At 61.5% G+C, this 24,664-nt stretch carries 21 protein-coding genes; 11 read left to right on the forward strand and 10 right to left on the reverse strand.

The genetic code is table 11. The features are described from left to right. Positions 1–4: 4 nt before the first annotated feature. Positions 5–910, forward strand: coding sequence for a DUF4097 family beta strand repeat-containing protein (locus tag DWU98_RS18255; RefSeq protein WP_115497010.1), 906 nt, complete (start codon positions 5–7; stop codon positions 908–910). 117 nt (positions 911–1,027) lie between these two features. Here the strand turns inward: DWU98_RS18255 and DWU98_RS18260 are convergent, their stop codons facing one another. Then, a complete protein-coding gene (locus DWU98_RS18260) occupies positions 1,028–1,918 on the reverse strand; it encodes a hypothetical protein (protein ID WP_115497011.1) in 891 nt (296 codons plus the stop codon). Positions 1,919–2,209: 291 nt separating this feature from the next. Between DWU98_RS18260 and DWU98_RS18265 the strand changes: the two genes are divergently transcribed. Further along, positions 2,210–5,083: a bifunctional diguanylate cyclase/phosphodiesterase gene (locus DWU98_RS18265; protein WP_115497012.1), complete on the forward strand. Its 2,874-nt coding sequence runs from the start codon at positions 2,210–2,212 to the stop codon at positions 5,081–5,083. A gap of 21 nt (positions 5,084–5,104) precedes the next feature. On the opposite strand, the gene hslO is transcribed toward DWU98_RS18265, so the two are convergent. Further along, entirely contained in the window at positions 5,105–5,998 is an 894-nt protein-coding gene (hslO, locus tag DWU98_RS18270; RefSeq protein ID WP_115497102.1) for an Hsp33 family molecular chaperone HslO, read from the reverse strand. A 146-nt stretch (positions 5,999–6,144) separates the two neighbouring features. Between hslO and mtgA the strand changes: the two genes are divergently transcribed. From mtgA to DWU98_RS18285, 3 genes are read left to right on the forward strand one after another with little or no spacing between them, the layout of a single operon-like run. Then, positions 6,145–6,891: a monofunctional biosynthetic peptidoglycan transglycosylase gene (gene mtgA, locus DWU98_RS18275; protein WP_115497013.1), complete on the forward strand. Its 747-nt coding sequence runs from the start codon at positions 6,145–6,147 to the stop codon at positions 6,889–6,891. A gap of 44 nt (positions 6,892–6,935) precedes the next feature. After that, positions 6,936–7,904, forward strand: coding sequence for a glycosyltransferase family 2 protein (locus DWU98_RS18280; protein WP_115497014.1), 969 nt, complete (start codon positions 6,936–6,938; stop codon positions 7,902–7,904). A 43-nt stretch (positions 7,905–7,947) separates the two neighbouring features. Beyond that, entirely contained in the window at positions 7,948–8,376 is a 429-nt protein-coding gene (locus tag DWU98_RS18285; protein WP_115497015.1) for a CBS domain-containing protein, read from the forward strand. A gap of 33 nt (positions 8,377–8,409) precedes the next feature. On the opposite strand, the gene DWU98_RS18290 is transcribed toward DWU98_RS18285, so the two are convergent. Next, on the reverse strand, positions 8,410–9,714 hold the full coding sequence (locus DWU98_RS18290; protein WP_230474930.1) for an NTP/NDP exchange transporter: 1,305 nt from the start codon (positions 9,712–9,714) through the stop codon (positions 8,410–8,412). A gap of 290 nt (positions 9,715–10,004) precedes the next feature. Between DWU98_RS18290 and DWU98_RS18295 the strand changes: the two genes are divergently transcribed. Then, on the forward strand, positions 10,005–11,324 hold the full coding sequence (locus tag DWU98_RS18295) for a serine hydrolase domain-containing protein (protein ID WP_115497016.1): 1,320 nt from the start codon (positions 10,005–10,007) through the stop codon (positions 11,322–11,324). Between the two features lie 58 nt (positions 11,325–11,382). Here DWU98_RS18295 and DWU98_RS18300 read toward each other — a convergent pair whose 3' ends face one another. Both DWU98_RS18300 and DWU98_RS22495 read right to left on the reverse strand, forming a co-directional pair. Then, positions 11,383–12,435, reverse strand: a complete 1,053-nt coding sequence (locus DWU98_RS18300; RefSeq protein WP_115497017.1) for an energy transducer TonB — start codon at positions 12,433–12,435, stop codon at positions 11,383–11,385. A gap of 395 nt (positions 12,436–12,830) precedes the next feature. After that, entirely contained in the window at positions 12,831–13,292 is a 462-nt protein-coding gene (locus DWU98_RS22495) for a met regulon transcriptional regulator MetJ (protein WP_343126344.1), read from the reverse strand. Between DWU98_RS22495 and DWU98_RS22500 the strand changes: the two genes are divergently transcribed. Next, positions 13,173–13,574, forward strand: a complete 402-nt coding sequence (locus DWU98_RS22500) for a hypothetical protein (RefSeq protein WP_343126345.1) — start codon at positions 13,173–13,175, stop codon at positions 13,572–13,574. The genes DWU98_RS22495 and DWU98_RS22500 overlap by 120 nt on opposite strands. A gap of 371 nt (positions 13,575–13,945) precedes the next feature. On the opposite strand, the gene gcvH is transcribed toward DWU98_RS22500, so the two are convergent. The 4 genes from gcvH to DWU98_RS18330 all read right to left on the reverse strand — a co-directional run bounded on the left by gcvH (position 13,946) and on the right by DWU98_RS18330 (position 17,666). After that, positions 13,946–14,347, reverse strand: a complete 402-nt coding sequence (gcvH, locus tag DWU98_RS18315; RefSeq protein ID WP_115497020.1) for a glycine cleavage system protein GcvH — start codon at positions 14,345–14,347, stop codon at positions 13,946–13,948. A 111-nt stretch (positions 14,348–14,458) separates the two neighbouring features. Then, positions 14,459–15,559: a glycine cleavage system aminomethyltransferase GcvT gene (gene gcvT, locus DWU98_RS18320; RefSeq protein WP_115497021.1), complete on the reverse strand. Its 1,101-nt coding sequence runs from the start codon at positions 15,557–15,559 to the stop codon at positions 14,459–14,461. A 69-nt stretch (positions 15,560–15,628) separates the two neighbouring features. After that, positions 15,629–16,270 (reverse strand): alpha-ketoglutarate-dependent dioxygenase AlkB family protein, encoded by a 642-nt coding sequence (locus DWU98_RS18325; protein ID WP_230474931.1) that lies wholly within the window; start codon positions 16,268–16,270, stop codon positions 15,629–15,631. Then, positions 16,251–17,666 carry an amidase gene (locus DWU98_RS18330; protein WP_115497023.1) on the reverse strand — a complete coding sequence of 472 codons (1,416 nt, stop codon included), beginning with the start codon at positions 17,664–17,666 and terminating at the stop codon, positions 16,251–16,253. The genes DWU98_RS18325 and DWU98_RS18330 overlap by 20 nt, the downstream gene beginning before the upstream one ends. 156 nt (positions 17,667–17,822) lie before the next feature. Between DWU98_RS18330 and DWU98_RS18335 the strand changes: the two genes are divergently transcribed. The 4 genes from DWU98_RS18335 to DWU98_RS18350 all read left to right on the forward strand — a co-directional run bounded on the left by DWU98_RS18335 (position 17,823) and on the right by DWU98_RS18350 (position 23,395). Next, on the forward strand, positions 17,823–19,439 hold the full coding sequence (locus DWU98_RS18335; RefSeq protein WP_115497024.1) for an electron transfer flavoprotein-ubiquinone oxidoreductase: 1,617 nt from the start codon (positions 17,823–17,825) through the stop codon (positions 19,437–19,439). A 30-nt stretch (positions 19,440–19,469) separates the two neighbouring features. Continuing rightward, complete coding sequence (locus tag DWU98_RS18340) at positions 19,470–21,563, forward strand: glycosyltransferase (protein ID WP_329955409.1); 2,094 nt, start codon at positions 19,470–19,472, stop codon at positions 21,561–21,563. A gap of 111 nt (positions 21,564–21,674) precedes the next feature. Further along, positions 21,675–22,421, forward strand: a complete 747-nt coding sequence (locus DWU98_RS18345) for an electron transfer flavoprotein subunit beta/FixA family protein (protein WP_115497026.1) — start codon at positions 21,675–21,677, stop codon at positions 22,419–22,421. Between the two features lie 29 nt (positions 22,422–22,450). After that, positions 22,451–23,395: an electron transfer flavoprotein subunit alpha/FixB family protein gene (locus tag DWU98_RS18350; RefSeq protein WP_115497027.1), complete on the forward strand. Its 945-nt coding sequence runs from the start codon at positions 22,451–22,453 to the stop codon at positions 23,393–23,395. Between the two features lie 58 nt (positions 23,396–23,453). Here the strand turns inward: DWU98_RS18350 and DWU98_RS18355 are convergent, their stop codons facing one another. Further along, complete coding sequence (locus DWU98_RS18355; RefSeq protein ID WP_115497104.1) at positions 23,454–24,629, reverse strand: DegT/DnrJ/EryC1/StrS family aminotransferase; 1,176 nt, start codon at positions 24,627–24,629, stop codon at positions 23,454–23,456. Positions 24,630–24,664 lie beyond the last annotated feature (35 nt).

Raw genomic sequence — 24,664 nt, forward strand, 5'->3', positions numbered from 1 at the left:
AACTATGAAAACTGCCCGCTATCTGCCGCTGTTGATCTGCCTGCTCCCATGGGGCTACGCCTTTGCGGACACGCCGCTGGACCTGACCCATCCTGCCGCACCCACCGCGCACATCGATATCACCAACGTTAAAGGCGAAGTCACCATCAACGCCTGGGATCGCAACGAAGTGCATGTCGGCGGTCAACTCGGCGACGGCGCGCAACCGCTTACCATCGAAGGCAGCGACAACAACCTCACCATCAACGTGCAGGCCAAGGGACATGGCGGCTGGCTCAACTGGAACGGCGAAAACGCCATGGGCGAGACCAGGCTGGACATCAGCGTGCCACGCGGCGCGTCGCTGAAGGTGAACGTGGTCAGCGCGCCGCTGAGCGTGGATGGCATCGACGGCGGCGACATCAATGTGAATTCGGTAAGCGGTCGCGTGCGCATCAACGCGCAGACACCCATGATCAGCGCCGTTTCAGTGAGCGGTAACGTCGCCTTCTCCGGTCGCGCCAAACAGGCAAAACTGCAGACAGTGAGCGGCGACATCCTCGCGCCGTCGCTAGGCAGCACGGTCGACCTGCAGACGGTTTCAGGCCGCATCCAGGTCGGCGGCGGCCCTTGGCAGCAATTCAATCTCAGCACCGTTTCCGGTGACGTCCAGCTCACCGGTGCGCTTGCAGCCGCGGGCAACATGAGTGTCGACAGCATGAGCGGCGATGTGCAAGTGCAACTGCCCGACTCGCTCAGTAGCCACTTGCACGTCAGCACCTTCAGCGGCGATCTGCGCACCGACTTCGGCACGCCCACGCGACCGGAACACGGCCCGGGCAGCACGCTCGATACGGTGGCCGGTAGTGGCAACGGCAAGATCCACATCGAGACATTTAGTGGCGACGTGAAGATCAGAAAGGGCCCATAGGCGCGCGCAACGGCACGTTACCGTTATCACTCACGCATATGCAGTCGCCCAAAATGCCAACGCCCCCATTGATGGGGGCGTTTTGACGTTGACGTGCGCAAACCGATCAGGAACGGCTCAAAGATCCTGGTGGTACTGCACGTAGGGAGTGCGCGACTGATCAGGCTCCGGCGGACCGGCCGGCGTATTGTTCGCGTTACCGGAAGACCACAGATTCTGCGCGCCGAAACTCAGCGAGCCCTGCCACGGCAGATGCCAGGTAACGCCCAGGTCGATGCTGTTCCAGCGGCGATCCGTGTTGAGCATGCCCGGCACACCCGTGCCCGTTTCCGGCTGCATGGTGCGACCGACAATGCTCGTGCTCACCGAGCCGTGCTCGATGCCAAAGCTCAATGCTTTCTGATCGAGCGTGCTGAGGCCAAGCTGATTGCCCGGCAGCAGGCGGATGCGGCCCATGCTCGCGCCAAGCAGCACGCCGTTATTGTTGTTCAATGAGAAGCGCCCGCGCGCATTGACCTGCGTGCTGCTATCAAAATCCGTGAGCCCGTTGACGCCAGGTACCGCGCCAGGCAGCACACGCGGCAGCGGCGTGGGGCTGGGCACCTGGTCTTGCGCCACGCTGACGCCGAGGCTGTAGCGTCCGGCGCTATAGGTCGCGCCCACTTCACTGCTGATAATGCGCGGCTGCGTCACCCATGAGCGCTGTGTGACACCTGCCTGTGCCGTGACATTCGGCGTTACGCCATATTGCACGGTACTGCTATTGGCATTGCCACCAGCGAGCGGATTGAACGACAGCGCCGCATTGTTTTGCGTCGCCGCCGTCGTGGTGCTCTGCGATTGCACCAGCCACGAGCCTTGCTGAGGCTGCTGCGCGCCATTCTTCAACAGCGACTGCTGTTGCCACCATGCGGCGTTGGTATTGCTGGACTGATCGCCGGACAGCGTCTGCCCTGCCGCGATAAGCGGCACGCAGAGCAACGGCAATGTGAGCAGCAATCGGCGCATGAAAATTCGAAAACACGTGCGATAAGCCCCGCCCGCACCCTCAATTGGAGTACGGACTCCCGGAGTTAAGTATACCTTACTTTACTTTTTACTAACACCCCGGACAGCTTGCGTTTTATGTGGTGAGGTCAACCGAAATGGCCTTTCGCGCCATCCCTTTCTGGCACGAGGGATGCATAGAGGAAGCATCTTTCTCCTCGCACAGGCAAGCCCACCGGGCAATGGCCACATGACGGTATCTTCACGATATATAGTCAAGCGACATATCGCGCATGGACCCGCTCATCGGTCATGAGTTCAATGCCAGACAGCCGCAATTTCGCGCTAGAGACCGACGGGACCCTCCCGTTGGCCCTGTGCGAGATATTGGAAAAGCTGTTCCGGGCGGCGGACCCGGCCGGTGTCTTGGCTATCTGTGAGACGGCGCTTGCCCAGATCGGCGTCCGTGGCACGCTGCGCTGGCTTCCGCCCGATAGAGACGAAGCACCCGAACCGGGCGTGGTGAACCTCGCCGTCGACCCGCAAAGTCTGCAGACCCTGGCGCTGCAAACCGATGCCACCTTGCTGGATGAGTCGACGCTCGCCGAGGTGGCCTGGCTGGGACGGCTGGCCGGTATCCGCTTGCGCCAGCTCAGCGAAACCGGGCGCCTGTACGAATCCATCTCCCGCCTGGCTATGGCCGAGCGCCTGCAGCGCGCCTTATACGCCATCGCCGAACTGGCCGGCACCGCCCACAACATCACCGAGATGATGCAGTCGCTGCATTCGATCGCCGGCATGCTGATGTATGCGGAGAACTTCTACATCTTCCTGTACGACCCGGTGAGCGACAGCGTGCGCTTCCCCTATTACGTGGACACGGTCGATCAAAAGCCGCCCGCGCCGGACGAACATTATCCGCTGCAGGAGATGCGCTACAGCCTCACCTGGAACCTGCTGCAAAGCGGCCAACCCATCATGGGGTCGGTGGAGGAATTGGCGCACCAGCTTGAAGGTCGCTTCGTGCTGGTCGGGCCGGCCTGCGAACACTGGCTGGGTGTGCCGCTTTTGCACGGCAACCAGGCGGTCGGCGGCATCGTCGTGCAAAGCTATCGGCCCGACACGCATTACACCCATCACGACCGCGACCTGCTCAACTACGTCGCCCAGCATATGCAGACCGCGCTGGAACGACGCGAAGCGCATGCCGAACTGGAACGGCGTGTCGCTGACCGCACGGCTGCGCTGCGTGCTACCAACCGCGTGCTGCGCCAGCAAGTACTGCAACGACAGCGTGGCGAGCGATTGCAATCGGCGCTGTTCCGCATTGCCGAGCTCGCCAGTGCACCGGAAAGCCAGCAGAATTTCTATGCCGCTGTACACCGCGTGGTTGGCGGTTTGCTGTATGCGCGCAACTTCTACATTGCACTGCTCGACGAAAACGGCGAGAACATCACGTTCCCCTATTCGGTTGATGAGATCGAACCCCCACGCGTACCGCGCCCGGTCGGCAACGGCGCCACCGAATACGTGCTCAAGCATGGCAAGCCGCTATTGGCCGACCGCTTGAGTTTCGAGCGGCTGGCCTCCACCGGCGATTGCGTGGGAATGGGCGCGAAGTCCGTCTGCTGGCTGGGTGTGCCGCTGGTATGGGACGACCGCGTGAAAGGCGTGCTGGCCGTGCAAAGCTATTCGCCCAAGCACATCTACGACACGCGCGACCAGGAGCTGCTCACCTTCGTGAGCTACCACATTTCCAACGCGTTGCAACGCAAGCAAACCAGCGAATCGTTGAAACAGGCCTACATCAATCTAGAACGACGCGTTACCGAACGCACACGCGCACTGGCCCTGGCCAACCGCGATCTGCGCGAGCAGATTGCCGAACGCGAACGCGTCGAACGCCGGCTGATGTATGAAACCTTGCACGACTCGCTTACCGGCCTACCCAACCGCACCCTGCTGTTGCAGCGGCTCGGACAAGCACTGCAGGCCTATCACGCCGATCCAAACAAATTGTTCGCGGTGCTGTTTATCGATCTGGATCGCTTCAAGGTGATCAACGATTCGGTCGGACACCTGATCGGTGATGATTTGCTGTTCCAGGCCGGCAGCCGCATTCGCGCCTGCCTTAAAACGCGCGACCTGGTTGCACGCCTGGGTGGTGACGAATTCGCCGTGTTGCTGGAAAACATCAGCGATGCCGGCAAGGCCCGGCTGGTGGCCGAGCGCATCATTGCGGAACTGCACGTGCCATTCCGCTTGGGCATCAAGGAAATCTTCACGTCGGCCTCGATCGGCATCGCCCTGCCCGGCCCGCACTATCAGCAACCGGAAGAACTGCTGCGCGACGCCGATGCCGCCATGTATCGCGCCAAGGATGAAGGCCGCCATCGCGCCGCAGTGTTCGACGATCGCCTGCGCCGCGAAGTGCTGTCACTGCTGGAAATGGAAGGCGACTTGCGCCGTGCGCTAAGCCGCAACGAATTCGTGCCGTTCTATCAACCGATCGTGGCGTTGGAAGACGGACGCACGGTTGGCTACGAAGCACTGCTGCGCTGGCGGCATCCGATGCGTGGATTGTTGTCCCCGGGCGACTTCCTCGCCGTAGCTGAAGAAAATGGCAGCGCCGAAAGCATCGACTGGCAGATTTTCGAGCAGATTGCCATGCAGGCGAGCATGCTGTCCGCGAACGGCGGTTTTGTCAGCCTCAACGTTTCCGGTCGGCATTTCCGCCAATCCGACCTGGACGATCGCTTGCTCGACTTGATGCGCTCGCATCAGGTCGATCCACGCGCACTGCGCATCGAAGTCACCGAGCGAACCCTGTTGGAAAACCCCGCGCAGGTCAAACGCATGCTCGACAACTTGCGCCAGCATGGCGTGAGCATTGCGCTGGATGATTTCGGCACGGGTTATTCGTCGCTGAGTTATCTGCATCAATATCCGATCGAAACGCTCAAGATCGATCGCAGCTTCATCACGGAACTGGGCAGTGCCAACAGCGCCAGCGTACCGGTGGTGCGCGCCATCCAGGTACTGGCCGATTCACTGCAAATGCAGGTGATCGCCGAGGGCATCGAGGATGATGCGCAACGGCAGGCATTGCGGCATATCGGCTGCCGCTACGGACAGGGTTTCCTGTTTGCGCATCCGCAGCCTGCCGAAGTGTGGCTGGGCAAGTAGCGTTGCTTTATCCCCTGGCGGTCACTGCACCGTCGAACTCGCCGCCGCACCACCGCTCAACAGATGCTCGGCATCGACGCGATCGAAGGTATAGGCGCGCGCACAGAATTCGCAGGTGACCTCAATCATGCCGTCCTGCGCTTCCAGCGTGGCCTCGATCTCCTCCCGTCCCAGCGACCGCAGCATGGCTTCCACGCGCTCGCGCGAGCAGCTGCAGCCGAAGGCGAGCGGACGCGGCTCGAACAGGCGCACGGTTTCTTCGTGGTAGAGGCGATAGAGCAGCTCTTCGGGCGACGTGGTGAGCAACTCCTCGCGTCCGAGCGTCGCGGTCAGATGCTCCACGCGCGACCACGCATCGTTGTCCTGCACGGCGTCATGGCCGCCTTCACCCGGCAGCTTCTGCAACATGAGCCCTACCGCGTGTTCGCCGTCGGCCGCTAGCACGAAACGCGCGGGCAATTGCTCGGATTGCTTGAAATAGCTCTCCAGCGCCTCTGCCAGCGTGGGATGCCGCAGATCGACCAAACCCTGGTAACGCTGCCCACGGTCGGCCTGGCCAATGGTGATGGCCATGACGGCCTGCGACAGTTCATCCAGCGATAGCGCTTCGGGCAAAGCGCCGTTCCAACGCGCCAAGCCGCGCAGACGGCCTGCATCGGAGCACTCGGCAAACAGCAGCCGCAGCGCGCTGGCGCTTTTGAGTTCGATCGACAATGCGCCATCGAACTTGATGTTGCCCGTCAGCAGAGCGCTGGCGGTGAGCGTCTGACCCAGGAGGTCCAGCAGGGGCGCCGGATACTCGGCGCGCCCGGCGACCTCGCGCCAAGCGGCACCCAGGCGCACGATGACGCCTCGAACGCCGGCGCGTTCCAACAGAAAGCGATGGAGCACATCTTCGGCAAGCACGGTTTTCACCAGAACAACCTCACGGCGACAGATCGGGAAATACACCGCTCATGGCGGCAAGCCCCCAAAAATGGGGGCTCTCGCACGCAAGAGCAATAGCCCTTTTATTGGCGGCACTTATACTGCGAGGCGCTCCTTTCCACACCGCCTGGACCATGCCGCATCTTCCGCCCTTTCGCCGCCTGTTGCGTTATGCCGGTATCGTGATCCTGTCATGGGTCGGCCTGAGTTGGTTCGTGGTGCTGGTGCTGCGTTTCGTGCCGCCGTGGACCTCGGCGGTGATGATGGAGCAGCGTCTGGACGCCGTTATTCACGGCGACAAGCATTTCCAATTCCGGCATCACTGGGTGCCCTGGTCGCGCATCTCGCCATGGGCACCTATCGCGATGGTGGCGGGCGAAGATCAGAAATTCCCGTTTCACCACGGCTTCGACTTCGGTTCCATCGAAAACGCCATCGATGCAGCCGACGATGGCAAGCGCCTGCGCGGTGCCAGCACCATCAGCCAGCAGACGGCGAAGAACCTGTTTCTATGGAACGGTCGCAGTTTTGTGCGCAAGGGCCTGGAGGCGTATTTCACGGTGCTGCTGGAGCTGACGTGGCCCAAGCAACGCATCCTGGAGGTGTACATGAACATCGCCCAGTTCGGTGACGGCGTTTATGGCGTGGGCGCGGCCAGTGAAGTGTTCTTCCACGCCTCACCCGCGCAGCTTGGTCCCGCGCAGGCAGCGAAGCTGGCGGCGGTGCTGCCCAATCCGGACCGGTTCCACGTCGATCGCCCCAGCGCCTACGTGCTGGAGCGCAGCCGATGGATCGAGCAGCAGATCGATCAGCTTGGCGGCCCGGCCTATCTCACGAGCCGGCAACCGCCGCGCGATGTGCATCCCATCCGTCGGCGCTGAAGCGCGTTTACACTTTCTCCACCTGCCGCTTTATGGAACCTCGCATGCAGCGCCTCACGGTTGTCGTCCCTGCCTACAATGAATCGGCCGTGCTCGCCGCCTTTCACGCGCGGCTGTCCAAAGTCCTGGACGCGCTGCCACTGTCATGCGACGTGCTGTATGTGGATGACGGCAGTCGCGACGATACATGGGCGATCATTCAATCCCTGGCTGGCGCCGATGCCCGCGCGGGCGGCTTGAAGCTGTCGCGCAATTTCGGCAAGGAGGCTGCGCTGACGGCGGGGCTCGACCATGTGGACGCCGATGCTGCCGTCGTCATCGACGCCGATCTGCAGGATCCACCCGAGCTCATTGCCCAGCTGGTGGAACAATGGCAGAGCGGCTATGACGTGGTGTACGCCACACGCAGCGCACGCGCTGGGGAGACCGGCTTGAAACGCTTTACCGCAGCGGCGTTTTATCGTGCCATGGAAGTCATGTCCGATGTCGCCGTGCCGCGCGACACGGGTGATTTCCGTTTGCTCTCCCGGCGCGCGCTTGCCGCGTTGTCACAATTGCGAGAACGGCAGCGCTTCATGAAAGGCCTGTTCGCGTGGATCGGTTATCGCCAGACCTCAGTGAAATATCTGCGCGATCCGCGGCTGGCGGGGAAAACCAAATGGAATTACTGGCGACTGACCCAGTTCGCCATCGAAGGTATTACCTCGTTCTCCAGCGCGCCGCTCAAGCTTGCGACCTGGACAGGCTTGGCCGCGTCCGTGGTGGCCTTCCTTTTCGGGCTCAAAGTGCTGCTCAAAGCACTGTTCCATGGCGATCCGGTGCACGGTTATCCGAGCCTGATGGTGGTGATCCTGTTCCTCGGCGGCATTCAGTTGCTTGCGCTGGGCGTGATTGGCGAATACCTGGGCCGCAACTACAACGAGAGCAAGCAGCGGCCGTTGTATTTCATCGAGGAAGAACAGGCTCCCGTATCGCGCACTTCGTTTCACACCCAGGCAACGCCACGGCGCTAAACTGTGCTCACGCGGCCATGCTGCGGCCGCTGGGGAGGTCTGGATGCGTCAGGTCAGGCATTTGCTGGACAGGAAAGGCAACGACATCTTCGCCATCGCGCCGGAAGCGCCGGTGTTGGAAGCCATCAAGCACATGGCCGAGCGAGGGGTCGGCGCGCTGCTGGTGATGCGCGGCGAACAACTGGTAGGCATCGTTTCCGAACGCGACTACGCGCGCAAAATCATTTTGCAGGGTCGCTCGTCGGCGCAGACGCCGGTTTCGGAAATCATGAGCAATCCGGTACTCACCGTCACCGCCGATACGGATGTGTTCGATTGCATGCGCCTTTGCACCGACAACCGAGTGCGTCATTTGCCGGTGGTCCAGGGTCATCGCGTGATGGGTGTAATTTCCATCGGCGACCTGGTGAAAGAAGTGATCAGCGCGCAGGCCGAACAGATCGAGCAGTTGCAGCGTTACATCACCAGCTGAAAAAGCAGCGCAGGCTGCGGGGAACGTGAAACCTCAAGCGAGGTTTTCGTTTCCCGTCGGCTGTTCCCTGCTCCCTGGCTCAGGCGCCAGATCCGGCGACATGGCGGCTTTGCGCGCCACCCAGGCGGCCACCGACGACGCCCCCACGCCAATGAGCGCAATACCCCCCACGGCGACGCCTAGCTTGACCAGGCCACTGATGCCGGTGGTGATGGCGACATCGCCAAAACGCCACACGGCCGTCTCGACGAAATTCTTGCCCTTGTAACGCGTCTCACGCGGCACGCGGGTATAGAGCGCATCGCTGGCAGGCTTGGTCATGCCATACATGAAGCCGCGCGTGCCGGCCATCATGATCGCCAACAGCGGCACGCCATAGCCCAGTAGGCTCCACTGCGCGTGACCGCCGATTGCCACCATCACCAGCAACAGCAGATTCACCAGTTGCGGCAGTACAAGCGTCCACAACGCACCGCGATACATGAGCAACCAGCGCGAGAACGTAAGCTGCAGCAGCACACCGAGCAAGTTCGCCGCCAGATCGATATGTGCGTAGAACGCCGTGCGCACGCCGGCAGAGGTCAGATGCGCCTTGGCATAGTCGGCCACCAGGGCGTAGCCCAGCGTACCCACGCCATCGCCCAGCAGCATCAGGATGGCCATCCAGCGCAGGAAAGGCCGCGACCACAGCTCGCAGACACCTGCCCACAGCGAGCCGCCCACGGGCTGTTCCGCCGCGTGGTCGTTTGAGTGCTGCACGGATATGCGCAACAACAGCAACAAGGACATCCCAAGCATCACCGCCGATATCAGCAGCAGCGGTGCCACGCCGAGCCAGCCCACCAGCAGGCTGGTCACCATCGGGCCAAACAGGGCGCCAGCCATGCCGCCGAGCGCGATCAATGAAAACACTTCGCGCGCACGTCGACTGTCGAAGACATCCGCCATGAAGCTCCAGAACAGCGACACCACGAACAGGTTGAACACGCTGACCCAGATGAAGAACACCACGCCGAGCGCACGCGCGCCGATGCGATCCTGCGCCACGAACGCAGGAATAAAGAGCAACAGGCACACGATGAAGAAGCTGTAACTCCAACCCAGCAGACGCCGTCGCGGAAAACGCGCCACCAGCGCACCGAACACCGGCGTCAACAACACCATGGCCAGAAAGGTGGCCGCATAGAACAGCGGCAACTGCGTGGAGCCCACCGCGCCGCCAAGCTGGTCGCGCACCGGTCGAATGATGTAGTACGCGGTCAGCAGGAAGAAGAACGCGAGCGCAGAGGTAACCGGCGTGGCGTCGCGATGAGGAGAAACGTCAGATGACAAACGCACCGGATGGTGTCCCGTTGGAGGCGGCGCAAGCCTACCATGCGTCGGTGACGCCCTTGTGCGCGGAAGGGAGTAGTCCATAGTGCGCAGCGCTGAATGCGCTAGCCACGCTTTCAACTCATCCATCCATCCAAAGCTGCCGCACGGAATGATCCAGGCCGTGGCTGAACGCTATCCCGTCCGTGCCATCACATCGTTGTGACCTTGTCCGAAGTGCAGCACAATCCCGCTTCACCTCCATGGACGACCCACCATGACCCCGGGTGCCAGCGCGCCTTGATACGCGGAGTAGCATGTTCCGTAAGCTTCCCCTGTTAACCGCCGGCGTGCTCGTCACCTGCGCAACGCTGATCCCCTGCTTTGCGTCGCAAACCGTTTCCACCCACGCACCAGCGGCGCTCGGCGTTCCGGCGCGCCATGGCGCCACCGACCTCGACGCCAGCGTCAGCCTCCCTTCCGAACGCATCAAGGTGGCACTCGATGCTTATTCGCATTGGCTGGACGTGGTAGCGCAACGCAATGAAGTGGCCGGCATGGCCACCGCCGTGGTGGTGGACAACAAAGTGGCCTTCGAGCGCACGCTCGGCTACGCCGACGCAGCAACGCAGGAGCCGGTAACACCTACTACCGTGTTTCGCCTCGCCTCGCTGTCCAAGGCCTTCGCTACGGCCGTCACCGGCTTGTTGATCGAAGAGGGCCGCTTCAACTGGGACACCAAGTTGACCGATGCGCTGCCGTTCTTCCAATTGAAAGATGCGCAGGCCTCCAGTGAAGTGACGGTGCGAGACATTCTCGGGCAGCGTCTGGGGTTGCCGCACAACACCTACGATCAAATGCTGGAAGACAACGTTCCGTACGAAGAACTGGTGCGCAAACTCGACGAAGTGAACCTCACCTGCAATGTCGGCCAGTGTTATGGCTATCAGAACGTGGCCTTCAGCTTGATTGGCGATCTGATCTATGCCGAAACCGGCGACTTCTTCTACCACCAGGTCGACCGGCGTCTGTTCTTCCCGCTGGATATGACCACCGCCAGCTATGGCCGCGAAGGGCTGGAGAACAGCAAGAGCTGGGCGCGTCCGCATCGTCCGCACGGTGTGCATACCTGGGAGCCGTTCGATCCGAAAGAAGCGTATTACCGCGTGGCACCCGCCGCGGGTGTCAACGCAAGCTTGCGCGACATGGAAAAATGGCTGATCGCGCAGATGGGTGGCCGTCCGGATGTGCTGTCACCGGCACTCTTGGATGCGCTGCATACGCCCGGTATTCCCACGCCTACCGAATTGCGCGCCGCGCCATGGCGTCGCGCACGCTTGACTGCCGCCAGCTATGCGCTGGGCTGGCGTGTGTTCACCTATGCAGGCGAAACGATGATCTACCACGCCGGCGCGGTGGAAGGCTATCGCACGATGATCGCGTTCTTCCCGAAATATCAGATCGGCATGGTATCGATGTGGAACTCGCCAGGCGCGATCGGTACCGACCTGATGCCAATGGTGTTCGATACGATGCTCGGCCTGCCGCACGTGGACTGGGCCGGCGTGGAGGGCGATCCGCCCTCTGATCGTCCCGCGACGAAGGGCCGCCACACATACCGCCATCACAGCAGTTGACTACCCGACACAGGCAGGCATCGCCACCGCCCTCATGAGGGGCGGTGGCTTGCATGCATCATTGCGCTGCGCTGAGCTTGAACTCGATGCGCTTCTGCTGTTGCGAAGCGGTCGCTACGCCGTCACGCATGGCTGGCGAGAACTTGGCGCGGCGCAGTGCGTCGACCGCCGCATTATCGAATACGTGCCTGGGCTCCGCACCAAGGACCTGGACATTGCTGACGCTGCCATCGGCATTGACCGTGTACTGCACATCCACCCAGCCTTCCTGATTGTTGCGCAGCGCCGAGGTCGGATAGCGCGGACGGATGGTGGAGATCGGAATGGCGTCACGCGTCTGACCGCCACCGGAAGAGGTGTTGCCGGCAGCCACTTCGTTGGTCGTGTCCGCCGCCTTCTTGGTTTCTTCTTCCTGCTTGGCCTTTTCTTGCTGCGCGGCCAACGCGGCCTGCTGTTGCGCAGCCTTATCCGCGGCGGCCTTGTCGGCGAGCGCCTTTTGCGCAGCAGCCTTGTCGACGTTCGCTTTTTGCGCAGCGAGTTCGGCCTGATGCTGCTGGTCGAGCTGCTTTTGCTGTTCTTCGTCGAGCGTCTTGCGCTGGGCGTCGAGCTTGGAACGCAAAATCGTCAGCGTGTAATTGGTGGGGTCGACCTTTGCCAGCAGATCGATCTCGCGGTCGGCTTCGGTGAACTCACGCTGGTTGATCACCTGCTCCACGTTGCTGGCGGCAAAGGGGAACGTTTCGCGCAAGGCATCCGCAGCCACCTGATTGCCGGGCTGCTTCTGCAACACCTTGAGATAGAACTCGAAGGCATTGTTGCCGGCCGGCGCGATGATGCGCTGCTCGTTCATTGCCTTGCGCGCTTCGGCCAAGAGGTCGTTCAGGCTCATCGCCTCCACATTGACGGGCGCCGCAGTCTGCTGCTGACTGAGGTTGACCGGCGTGGACGGGTGGCCTCCGGCATCGGTGCTGAGCATGTCCTCATGCGGCTTGATGATGAGGAACCATGACGCAACGGCCAGACATGCCACGATGGCAAGGACGGCAATGGTAATGGGCTTAATGGCCCCGCGCGCACGCGAGCGCCCATGACGGCTTTTTCGGGTATCCATGATCATTCACTACTGCAGTGGCATCAGATACCCGCGCTTCCCCCCTGTTATCCAGGAGCGGCTCCCCCCAGGTTCGCCGCGGCGCGGATGGATGAAAGGTAACGCGATTAAGTCCACACAGCAAATGTGGGGCGCTTCACGGAACGACGGGGAGCGGCAGATGGCCGATGGAGGGCCACAGATGGGCGGCCAGAACGGCCCCGCGCGCATCAAGACGCATTAGAAAGGTGGCGCAGGCACGCTCCTTGCCACGTGCCTCCTTATTTCCCCTCTCTATTTATGAGCCTCCAAAATGAAGCGTCCCGGCGCAAGGCCGGGACGAAACGCTTTTGAGGCACCTCCCTGCGCTGGGCACCGCAGGGAGATAAATCGGATGAAGCGTGTAGTTGTTGTGCTTACTTCTTGGTTGCTTTGGAGGCCTTGGTGGCCTTCACAACTTTGGCAGCGGCTGCCTTCTTGGCAGTGCGCTTGCGGGATGCCTTCTTGGCGGTCTTCTTGGCGCCAACGCGCTTAGCGGTGGCCTTCTTCGCGCCTACGCGCTTTGCACCAGCCTTCTTGGCGGTCTTGCGTGCGGTGCGCTTCTTAGCGGTGGCCTTCTTGGCGACCGGCCGCTTGGCGGCGGCTTTACGGGTGGATTTCTTGGCGGCTTTCTTAGCCGATTTCCTAGCAGTTTTCTTGGCAGTGGCCATAGTTCGTCTTAGCTCCTCATCAGTTGGCAGTGGTTGCCCAGTAAAAGCGTGGAGGAACGCCTCAACCAGCAAGTCGCTGTTCGTGGCGTGCCTCAAATTGTTGACCTGTCGGTAAGTGCGAAGATCCGACAGCAGTCGCAATACGTGCATTGGAATCGAAACAGTGATCTTTCTCACCGCGCCGGATTTTTCACCGTGCTGTATGTATGGCTTGATGAATTTCGATGCCACCATTGTTACCGTTCCCCGTTATATGGTGCGAAAGCTATTCCTGAACATTTCAACTGTCAATTGATTTTTGCCATGAAATCAATCCCTTCGCCCCGGCGACCGGTTTGCGACGGTGGTCTGAAGGAAGGTTTTTCGATGGCGCCATCGTGTGCAGACAGCCATCCAAACATCCAAAGCATTAGCTTTGCCGCTTTTCAAAAAGCGCCAAAAACAAGCTAAAAAATGTGATTTTTCTCATCACCCCTGATACAGGCGTGGCATGCATTGGAACACTGCGAGCAACGGTTGCATCGCGCCGATCCAACCGGTCCGAGGGGGCGATTTGGAGCATGAACGAAGTTAGACCGGAAGGTACCCGCAAGGGTGTCGGAAACGGTCCGAAACATCCCGAACACCCTCGATGCGCACCCGGTCGACTCACCGCCGCATGCATGCGATAGACGACGTCGACGGCATCACTCGACCGTTTTGATGCACCGCTTTCACACCACGCATGACATGCCGAAGCACGTCATCGGCAACGTCATGCCGTGTGCCGACACGACAACGGCCGCCTAAGCGGCCGTTGCTGAAACGCGATCAGGCCACCGTCAGTGGTCGTCGTTCTCGATCAATTCGGCGTAGGCGTCGGCATCGAGCAGTTCGTCCAGTTCGGAGCGATCGCTTGCCTTGACGACGAACAGCCAGCCTTCGCCGTAGGCGTCTTCGTTGATCGTCTCGGGCTTGTCGGCCAGGTTTTCGTTGACCTCGACCACCTCCCCCGACACCGGCGAATAGATGTCGGAGGCCGCCTTGACCGACTCCACCGTCGCCGCGCCGGTGCCAGCCTGTACGGAGGCGCCGATCTCCGGCAGCTCGACATAGACCAGGTCGCCGAGCTGTTCTTGTGCATGGTTGGAGATGCCCACGCGGATCAACCCGTTGTCTTCGACACGGGCCCACTCGTGGGATTTGAGGAATTTCAGATCGCCGGGAATCTCGCTCGCGCTCATGGTCGGGTCCAGTCGTTGGTTTGGATCAGTTCGATCAGGGGGTTGGAAGTGCAAATTCTAACTGCTGATGTTGCGGGAATGGGGCATCCATCTGTTGATCCGCGCCCGGGCTCAGATGCCCTCGCACGGCTTGCCGTCGCGTACAAACGGAAACTTCACCACGCGCACCGGTACCTCGCGGCCACGGATGTCCACCCGCACATTGCCCGTCGCGTCCGCTGGTACGCGCGCAAAGGCCACCGATTTATTCAGCGTCGGTGCGAAGCCGCCGGAAAGAATCTCGCCTTCGCCGCTGGGCGTTAGCACCTTCTGGCCATGCCGAAGTACGCCTTTGTCATCCAGCACCAGACCGACGAGTGCGCGCGTCACACCCGCCGCCTTCTGCGCCTCCAGCGCCTTGCGACCGATGAAGTTGCGCCCCTCGTCCAGCGAAATCGTCCAGGCAAGGCCTGCTTCCCACGGCGTGACGGTTTCGTCCATGTCCTGGCCGTACAGATTCATACCCGCCTCCAGGCGCAGCGTGTCGCGCGCGCCGAGGCCACATGGTGCAACGCCGGCAGCGGCCAGTTCTTTCCACAAGGCGACGGCCTGATCGTCCGGCACGATGATTTCGAAACCGTCTTCGCCCGTGTAACCAGTGCGCGCGATGAACAGCGGCACGCCGTGCGGACCCTGCGCCGCGGCGGCGGCGAAGCGGCCGAGCTTTTCGATGCGTGCGCGATCCACCTCATGCAACAGGCCGATCACTTTGGCGCGCGCATGCGGCCCTTGCACCGCGATCATCGCGAAGTCCGGACGTTCCTGCGCGGTCACATCGAATGCTTTGGCCTGCTTCTCGATCCAGGCCAGATCCTTGTCGCGCGTGGCGGCATTGACCACCAGGCGGAAGAACTCATCGCCCAGAAAATAGACGATGAGATCGTCGATCACCCCGCCCTGCTCGTTGAGCATGCATGTATACAGTGCCTTCCCCTGCACCTTCAGCTTGTCGACGCTGTTGGCCACCAGGTGACGCAAGAAGTCGCGTACGCGCGCGCCATGCAGGTCCACCACTGTCATATGTGAAACATCGAACATGCCCGCATCACGACGCACCGCGTGGTGCTCTTCGATCTGCGAGCCGTAGCTGATCGGCATGTCCCAGCCGCCGAAATCGACCATGCGCGCACCGAGTTCGCGATGGGTGGCGTTGAGTGCGGTCTTCTGGGTCATTGCGGGCCTGCAAGGATGAGGGGATCACGCATTATCCCACCGTTGCCCACCATTCCAAGCTGCAGGGCGTCATGAACGCTGCGCGCAGGTGTCGATCAAGCGGAACGTCAGGTTGATCCGTGCACCGCACGCGCCGGCCTGTTTGGGCAAATCATGCCGATACAGGCGCTGGGTATCGCCCGCCATGCACAACAGGCTGCCATGCAGGAGCGTGAGGCCGACCGGTGAAGAAGGATGCGCACCGGTGGCGGCTTTGCGGCGGAAGCGGAAGCGCCGTTCGGCACCGAGACTCACCGATGCAATGGCGGGTTGCGGGCCAAGTTCCGGCTCGTCGTCGCTGTGCCACCCCATGGAATCGTGTCCATCGCGGTAGAGATTGGCGAGCACACTGTTGAAACGCGCTCCGCACGAAATCATCACGCGTTCGCGCAACGCCGCCAGCGCAGGTGTCCACGGCCTGGGTTCAAAGCGACTGCGTGAATACACGTACGCGGCGCCGGGATCACCGATCCAGCAACTCAGACGCGGCGCATCCACCTCGCGCCCGAACATGCGCAGACGATGTCGCTCCCAGGGGATTTCATCCAGCAAACGCTGGCACAGAAGGTCGGCCTCGTCACCGGCAAGCCACGCTTGCGCGTAGCGCACGTCCGCGTCCGGCAACGGCAGTCGTTGCCATGCAACGGCCGATTCAAGCGGCAACATGCTCATGCCAGACCGGATACGCAGGCGCCGCATCGAGGGTCGCGGACCACACCTGCGCCAGCTCGAGCAAACGTAAATCCGAACCGCGCGCGCCCACCAGTTGCATGCCAATCGGCAATCCATTGGGCAGCGTGCCCATGGGAATGCTCACTGCCGGACAACCTGCCAGGCTGGCAAAACTGGTGAGGTCAGCTTGCGTGTCGGGCACGGGCGCATCGAGCGGGAACGCGCCCTGCGGCGTGGTGGGCATGACCAGCACATCGATCTGCGCAAAGAGCCTGCGCATCTTCAGTGTTGCGGCATCCAGTACGCGATCGGCGTCCGCGTAATCGGCGGCGGTCTTGCGCGCCGCGTAATCGAGCATGCGGCGAAATTGTGGCGATACGGGATGCTCCGTATCGGCAAGCTGCGTGGCAAACGTGCCGAGCATTTCCGCTTCCATCAGCAGCAATCCGGCGCGACGGGCGCGCGCGAAATGCCAGTCATCGAAATCCACCGTGCGGCAGTCGCCCCGTTCATGCTCGAGCTTGGCAAGCGCTGCTTCGAACACGTCTGCAACATCCGGCTGGACGCCCCACGCAGCCAGGTTGGGTAAAAGGCCGCAGCGCAATTTTCCCGGCTCCCAATCGGGCGGCGACAACGCCACGCGACGGCGGCGCGAACGTGGATCGTCGGCGTCGTAGCCGGCGAGTACCTGCAGCAGTACGGTCAGGTCATCCACGCTGCGCGCGAGCAAGCCCACCGTATCCAGACGTCGCGCAGCCGGTGTCATGCCTCGGGCGGAAATTTCCCCTTGGGTCGGCTTCAGGGCGAACACGCCGCAATAGCTGGCGGGGATGCGGATCGAGCCCAAGCTATCCGAACCGATTGCCGCCACCGCCAGCCCCGCCGCGACCGCCGCAGCCGCCCCGCCGGACGAACCGCCTGCGGTATAGCCACGGCGATGCGGGTTGTGCGTGGGACCGAAGTGCGGATTGTGGGTGACCGCGCCAAGCGCACCCTCATCCATATTGGTTTTCCCCAACAGCACCGCGCCCGACGCACGCAGCCTGGCCACCACATGCGCATCGTGCACGGCGGGCGGAACTGAACCAGGCAACCCGGAGCGCGTAGGCCAACCGGCCACATCAAAGTTGTCCTTGAGCGCTACGGGGATACCATCCAGCCGCCCGATCACGCCATCGCGACGGCGATGCTCCGCGCTTTGCGCCTGTTCGAGCACGAGCCCCGACGGGTGCTGCCCGATGCAGGCATTGAGCTCAGGATTGATGCGCTTGATGGCATCCAGATAGACCTCCGTCAGCTTCACCGGGTGTGTTCGCCCGGCGGCCAGCCAGTGCAGGAGCTGGCACAACGTGGCGCGACGAAGGTCGATATCGGTGATGGGCGGTAGAGAACTCATGCACGCTCCGGCGCAGGTTGGATCCCTCGCGACCACCGGCCGCTAGAAGAGACCGGTTTGCCGCGCAGACGGCGAACCCGGAGAATAACCGCCCGGCCACTCCGGTAACATCACGGACCCCTCAGCAGCCTTCAGCCACACACGACGGAGAGCCCTATGACCGAACGCGAGACGATGGAATACGACGTGATCGTCGTCGGTGCCGGGCCGGCCGGGCTTTCGTTCGCGATCCGCCTCAAGCAGCTCAAGCCGGACGTGACCGTGTGCGTGATCGAAAAGGCCTCCACCATCGGCGCGCAGATTCTTTCCGGCGCCGTGATCGAACCACAGCCGCTGGACGCCCTCCTGCCCGGTTGGCGCGATAATCCGCCACCGATCTGCGTGCCCGCGGCGGAAGATGAATTCTGGCTGCTCACCAAGACCGGTGGTCGCAAGCTGCCGGTGCCCTCGACGATGAACAATCACGGCAATTTCATCGTCTCCCTTGGCGCCATGTGCGCATGGCTCGCGCCGCAAGCCGAAGCGCTGGGCGTGGACGTGTTCCCCGGCTTCGCCGCCGCTGACACCATCTATAACGACGATGGCTCCGTGGCAGGCGTGCGCATCGGCGACATGGGCGTGGCGAAGGATGGTTCGCACAAACCCGGTTACACGCAAGGCATCGACATCAAAGCCAAAATCACCGTGCTCGCCGAAGGCGCGCGCGGCAGCCTGACCAAGCAGCTCATCAAGCGCTTCACGCTGGACAAAGACCGCGATCCGCAGGGTTATTCCATTGGCATCAAGGAGCTCTGGCAGGTGCCGGCCGGCCGCGTCACGCCCGGCAAGATTTTCCACAGCTTCGGCTGGCCCGCCGACAACCAGACCTACGGCGGCGCCTTCCTCTATCATTTGGATAAAGATCGCATCGCGTTGGGCTACGTCAGCGGGCTGGATTACAAAGATCCCAACTACCAGCCATGGGAAGCCTTTCAGCAATGGAAGAATCACCCCTTGGTCAAACCGTTGCTGGAAGGCGGCACCATTCTTTCCGCCGGCGCACGCGCCATCGTTACTGGCGGTTACCAATCGCTACCGACCGTGGAAATGCCCGGTGCCTTGTTGATCGGCGATAGCGCCGGCCTGCTCAACGTGCCCAAGATCAAGGGCACGCACCAGGCGATCAAGAGCGGCATGCTCGCCGCCGAACATCTGGCCGCGAACGATCTGAAACCCGCCGGTTTCGACGCCAAACTGCGCGGTTCAGAGGTCATGGCTGAGCTGAAGAAAGTGCGCAACATCAAGCCTGGCTTCAAGAAAGGGCTGTGGCTGGGCATGCTCAACGCCGCGTGGGAAACCGTCACCGGCGGCAAGTCGCCCTGGACACTGAAAAACAAACCCGACTGGAGCTCGCTGCACAAGCTCGGGCAGTACGAAGAACCCCAACGCAATTACGTGCCGCGCGATCTTCCTCCACGCGACCGCCTGGCCGGCGTCTATTTCGCCGCCACCGAACACGATGAGGATCAGCCGGTTCACCTGCATGTTGCCGACACGTCAATATGTGTTAGCCAGTGCGCGGAGGAATACGGCAATCCATGCACGCGCTTCTGCCCTGCGAACGTGTACGAAATCGTCAACGACACCATGCCGGATGGAAGCGCGGGCAAACGCCTGCAGATCAACGCCGCCAACTGCGTACATTGCAAGACGTGCGACATCAAAGATCCGTACGAAATCATCAACTGGGTTCCGCCGGAAGGTGGGTCCGGGCCCAATTACCAGAATCTGTAATCCGCCAGTAGGCGCCACTGGGAAATGGCTTTGAGCAATTCGTTGACCTGGCGCGCGAGGCGTCTGTATTACCTTATGCAGCGCGTGACCGGGAGCATGGTGCGGCGCGGTTTGCGAGGCACGGTGACGCGCATCGCGCAGGAATTTCGGCATCATGCCAAGTCATCGCCGACATGGGCTATGGAATCCCTGGATGACGCGACGGCGCCCCCCGCATTGCCAACCAGCGATGCCCCGCAGGTGTCGGTGATCATCCCGGTGCATGGAAAACTCGATTACACCTTGGCATGCCTCCGGTCTATCGCCCATCACGGGGCCAAAGCGCCGTTCGAAGTTATCGTGGTGGACGATGCCTCGCAGGATGCCACCCATTCGGTCTTGAGCGGCGTGGCTGGCCTGCGGCTCCTTCGCAATCCGCGCAATCTTGGCTTCATCGGTAGTTGCAATGCGGGTGCCGCTGCTGCACGCGGAAGTTATTTGCTATTCCTCAACAACGACACCCAAGTCACCCCCGGCTGGCTCGACTATTTGCTGGATTGCTTCAAGGACGAGCCGGATTGCGGCATTGCCGGCAGCCGCCTGATTTATCCCGATGGACGTTTGCAGGAAGCAGGGGGGATTATCTTCTCCAATGCGGACGGCTGGAATTATGGCCGTTTCGAATCGCCCGATGATGCGCGCTTCCGCTATCGCCGCGATGTGGATTATGTATCCGGCGCCGCATTGATGATCGAGTCCTCGTTGTTCAATCGGCTACAGGGCTTTGACACCCGTTATACGCCCGCCTATTACGAAGATACGGATCTGGCGTTTTCCGTTCGGTCGGTCGGAAGGCGCGTTATTTATCAACCCGAAAGCGTCGTCATCCACTTCGAAGGCATCAGTTCAGGTACCGATCTGCATGCCGGCGTAAAGCAATATCAAGTCGTCAACAAGGCAAAGTTCGCGGAAAAATGGGCGCACGTTCTGGTACGCCAACCCTCGGCGGGATCACTTATCGAGCAAGCGATTCATGGCGAGCGGCCCCACATTTTGATCGTCGACGCGTTGACACCGGACGCTTCACGCGACTCCGGCTCTTTGCGCATGATCAACATCATGCGGCTGCTGCGTGAATTGGGTTGGCGCGTCACCTTCATGGCCGACAACCGCATGGCGAGCGACAAGGAAATTGCCCAACTGGGACGAATCGGCGTGGAAACCTTGTGCAAGCCCTGGTCGCCTTCGCTGGCGAGCTGGCTTGCGCGCGAAAAGCATACGTTGCAGGCGGTCTTGCTATCGCGACATTACGTTGCGGCCCCGAACTTCGACTTGGTGCGGCGGGCCGCTCCCAGTGCCAAGATCATTTTTGATACGGTCGATCTGCATTTCGTACGCGAATTGCGCGAGGCGCAGCACACGGGCAATCACACCATGATGCGCCAGGCGCAATCATCCCGGCGGCGTGAAATGTCGCTTATACGCGCATGCGATGTCACGCTGGTCGTGAGCCCTATCGAGCAGGAACTCTTGTCAAAGGAAGCGCCCGACGCAAACGTTGCGCTTGTTTCAAATGTGCATGAAGTATTTGGACGTCGCGCCGATTTCGCGCCACGCAAAGGCATCGTCTTTGTCGGCGGCTTCGGTCACCCTCCGAACGTCGACGCCGTAGACTGGCTAACCCAAGGCATTTTTCCTCCTCTGTATGCGGCGCGTCCGGAGATTGCCTTGCATCTCATCGGCGACATACCAGAACCGGCCCGCACCCGATTGTCAGGACCTGGCATTCACATACACGGGAGAGTGGACGATCTCGCACCGTGGATGGACGAATGCAGGATCGCCTTGGCGCCGCTGCGCTACGGCGCGGGTGTCAAAGGAAAGGTCAACATGGCCATGAGCTACGGACTGCCCGTGGTCGCCACTACCATTGCCAGCGAAGGGATGCAGCTTCGCGACGGGGAAAGCGTCCTCATCGCCGACGATGCGGCTGGTTTCGTAGCCGCGATCCTTCGGTTGTACGACGATGAAGCCCTATGGATCCGCCTGTCCGATGGCGGCCTGGACAACATACGCCGATACTTTTCTTTCGACGCGGCGCGTGAGGCGTTGCGCAAGGCGCTGCCGGAGACCGGCCCGCTTTAAACGCGCGCCGCTCCCGCCCCGTCCATTCGCCCCCCGGATGGGGCATCGGCTACAATAAGCGTTTGCATCATCCCGATCTCGCCCTCAAGGCGCATGGTTGAAGGAACCCACATGAAGATTCTCGTCGGCTACAAGCGCGTGGTGGACTACAACGTCCGCATCCAGGTCAAGCCCGATGGCACCGGCGTGGTGACTGACGGCGTAAAGCTCTCCGCCAATCCCTTCGACGATATCGCCCTGGAAGAGGCGCTGCGCTTGCGTGAAAAAGGCGTGGCCGATGAAGTCGTCGTCGTGGGTATCGGCCCGGCCGACCTGACCGCGCACTTGCGCAACGGGCTGGCGATGGGCGCCAATCGCGCCATCCATGTGGTGACATCCGACGCTGTGCAGCCGCTTACCGCAGCGCGCGCGTTCCTGAAGCTGGTGGAGAAGGAACAACCGGGCCTGATCATCCTGGGCAAGCAAGCCATCGATGACGACGCCAATCAAACCGGCCAGATGCTGGCGGCGCTGTGGGATCGCCCGCAGGCAACCTTTGCCAGCAAGGTGGATATTTCCGATGGCAAAGCCGCGGTGACACGTGAAGTGGACGCCGGCCTCGAAGTGATCGAAGCGGAATTGCCGGCCGTGATCACCACCGATCTGCGCTTGAACGAACCACGCTTCATCAAGCTGCCGGACATCATGAAAGCCAAATCCAAGCCCATCGATACCATCGAATTCGCGTCATTGGGCGTCGATACGCACGACCAGCTGAAGACCACCCACTACGCCGCGCCGGCAAAGCGCAGCAAGGGCGTGATGGTGAAGGACGCCGCCGAATTGGTGTCGGTCCTCAAGCAAAAGGGGCTGCTCTAAGCAGCCGGCCGGAACTTAAGGAGACATCCATGAGCAAGATCCTGGTTATCGCCGAACACCTGGACGGCAAGCTGAACCCCTCTACGGCGCGTGCGGTAAGTGCTGCCGCAGCGGTCAAACCCGAGGCCATCGATGTATTGGTGCTGAGCGACAAGGTAGATGCCATTGCCGCCGAAGCCGCAAAACTCCAGGGCGTAAGCCGCGTGCTCACCGTTGCACGAGCGGAAAACGCCCATCCTCTGGCTGCCGTGCTGGCGCCGCAGATCGCCAAGGCCGCGGCGGGCTACAGCCACGTCTTCGCGCCCTCCACCACGTTCGGCAAGGACCTTGCACCACGCGTCGCCGCCCTGCTTGGCGTGGCACAGGTGAGCGACGTGATGAGCGTGGAAGGCAGCCACACCTTCAAGCGGCCCATCTACGCCGGCAACGCCATCATTACGGTGGAAGCCGATGCCGCGCATGCCGTCGTGGCGACCATTCGTACCGCCTCCTGGGCAGCCGCGTCTAGTGGCTCCAACGGCGCGCCGGTCGAAGCGCTCAGCGTGGATGCCGTACTACCCACGCATACGCGTTTCGTCGAGCTCAAGCAGGGCAAGAGCGACCGTCCAGATCTGCAGAGCGCCAGCAAGGTCGTTTCCGGTGGTCGCGGCGTAGGCTCGAAGGAGAACTTCGAGATTATCTACACGTTCGCCGACAAAATTGGCGCTGCCGTGGGTGCCTCCCGCGCCGCCGTTGATGCCGGCTATGTGCCGAACGAGCTGCAGGTGGGTCAGACGGGCAAAATCATCGCGCCGGAACTGTACATCGCCATCGGCATCTCCGGCGCCATCCAGCACCTGACCGGCATCAAGGATGCAGGGACCATCGTGGCCATCAACAAGGACGGCGAAGCACCGATCTTCGAAGTGGCTGATATTGGCCTGGTGGGTGATCTGTTCAAGCTTATTCCGGAACTGGAACAGGCGATCGGCTGAGGGCCCTCCTATCGCTGCGGAAAGGGCGGCGTGCGTTGTCGCCCTTTGTCGTTTTCGGCTATTTGCCAACCAGAATGCCGTGCACCGTATCGATCACGCGCGTCACGTCCGCGTCGGAGAGCGCGGGCGACAGTGGCAAGCTGACAGTTTCACGCCCTAGCTTCATTGCATGGGGCCACTGCTCTGGGCGCCAACCAAAACGCTGCTGGTAGTAAGGATGTTCCGGAACGGACAGGTAATGCACGCCGGTTCCAATCTTGGCTGCGTTCATCGCGTCGAGAAAGCCGTCCCGGCTGATGCCGCACCGATCATTATCGATCATCACTGTGTATAGATGCCGGCCATGGCGTGTGCCCGCTTCGGCCGGTGACGGCAGGCCGATCGGCAGCTGAGCGAAACCCGCGTCATAGCGTTTCCAGATCGCGTCGCGGCGCAACCAGCTCTCTTCCACGCGCGCCAACTGGTGCAAACCGATTGCAGCCTGGAGATCCATCATGTTGTATTTGAAACCGCACTCCACGACCTGGTAATGCTTGTAACCCTGGTCGCCGAAGCGATGCCAGGCATCTTTGCTCATACCATGCAGCGCCAGCACTTTAGACCGAGCGATCTGCTCGTCGCTGCGACCGACGATCATGCCGCCCTCACCGGTTGCCACGTTCTTTGTGACGTAGAAACTGAAGCAGCCGAAATCACCGAACGTGCCCAAAGGCAGTCCGTTGAATTGCGCTTCCACGGCATGTGCGCAATCTTCGATGACCACCAAGTCATGCTTGCGGGCAAGAGCCATGATCCGATCCATGGCGCATGGCCGGCCGGCAAAATGCACGGGTAGGATGGCACGCGTGCGAGGCGTGATGGCCGCCTCGATAGCGTCCGGATCGATGTTCTGGGTTTGCGGATCCACGTCAGCAAGTACCGGCACCAGTCCCGCATGCAAGATGGCATTGACGGTGGCACAGAAGGTCAGTGGCGTCGTAATGACTTCTGAGCCAGCCTCGATGCCCGCAGCAAGCATGCTGACGTGCAAGGCTGCCGTGCAGGAATTCACGGCGGCCACTTGCGTTGCCTTCACCCCACGGAAAACCGCGAAATCCTGCTCGAATTGCGCCACCCGCGGCCCGGTACCTAGCCAACCCGAACGCAAGCATGCCAGTGCCTCATCGATCTCCGCCTCGCCGATATGCGGCGCGCCAAAGACGAGAAAAGGCAGCGAATCTGAATCGTGGGCCATGAGCGCAACGCCAAGCATTCGATGAACATTACGCC

Origin of the sequence: Dyella monticola, from assembly GCF_003363155.1 — a bacterium.
GTDB classification, from domain to species: Bacteria; Pseudomonadota; Gammaproteobacteria; order Xanthomonadales; family Rhodanobacteraceae; genus Dyella_B; species Dyella_B monticola.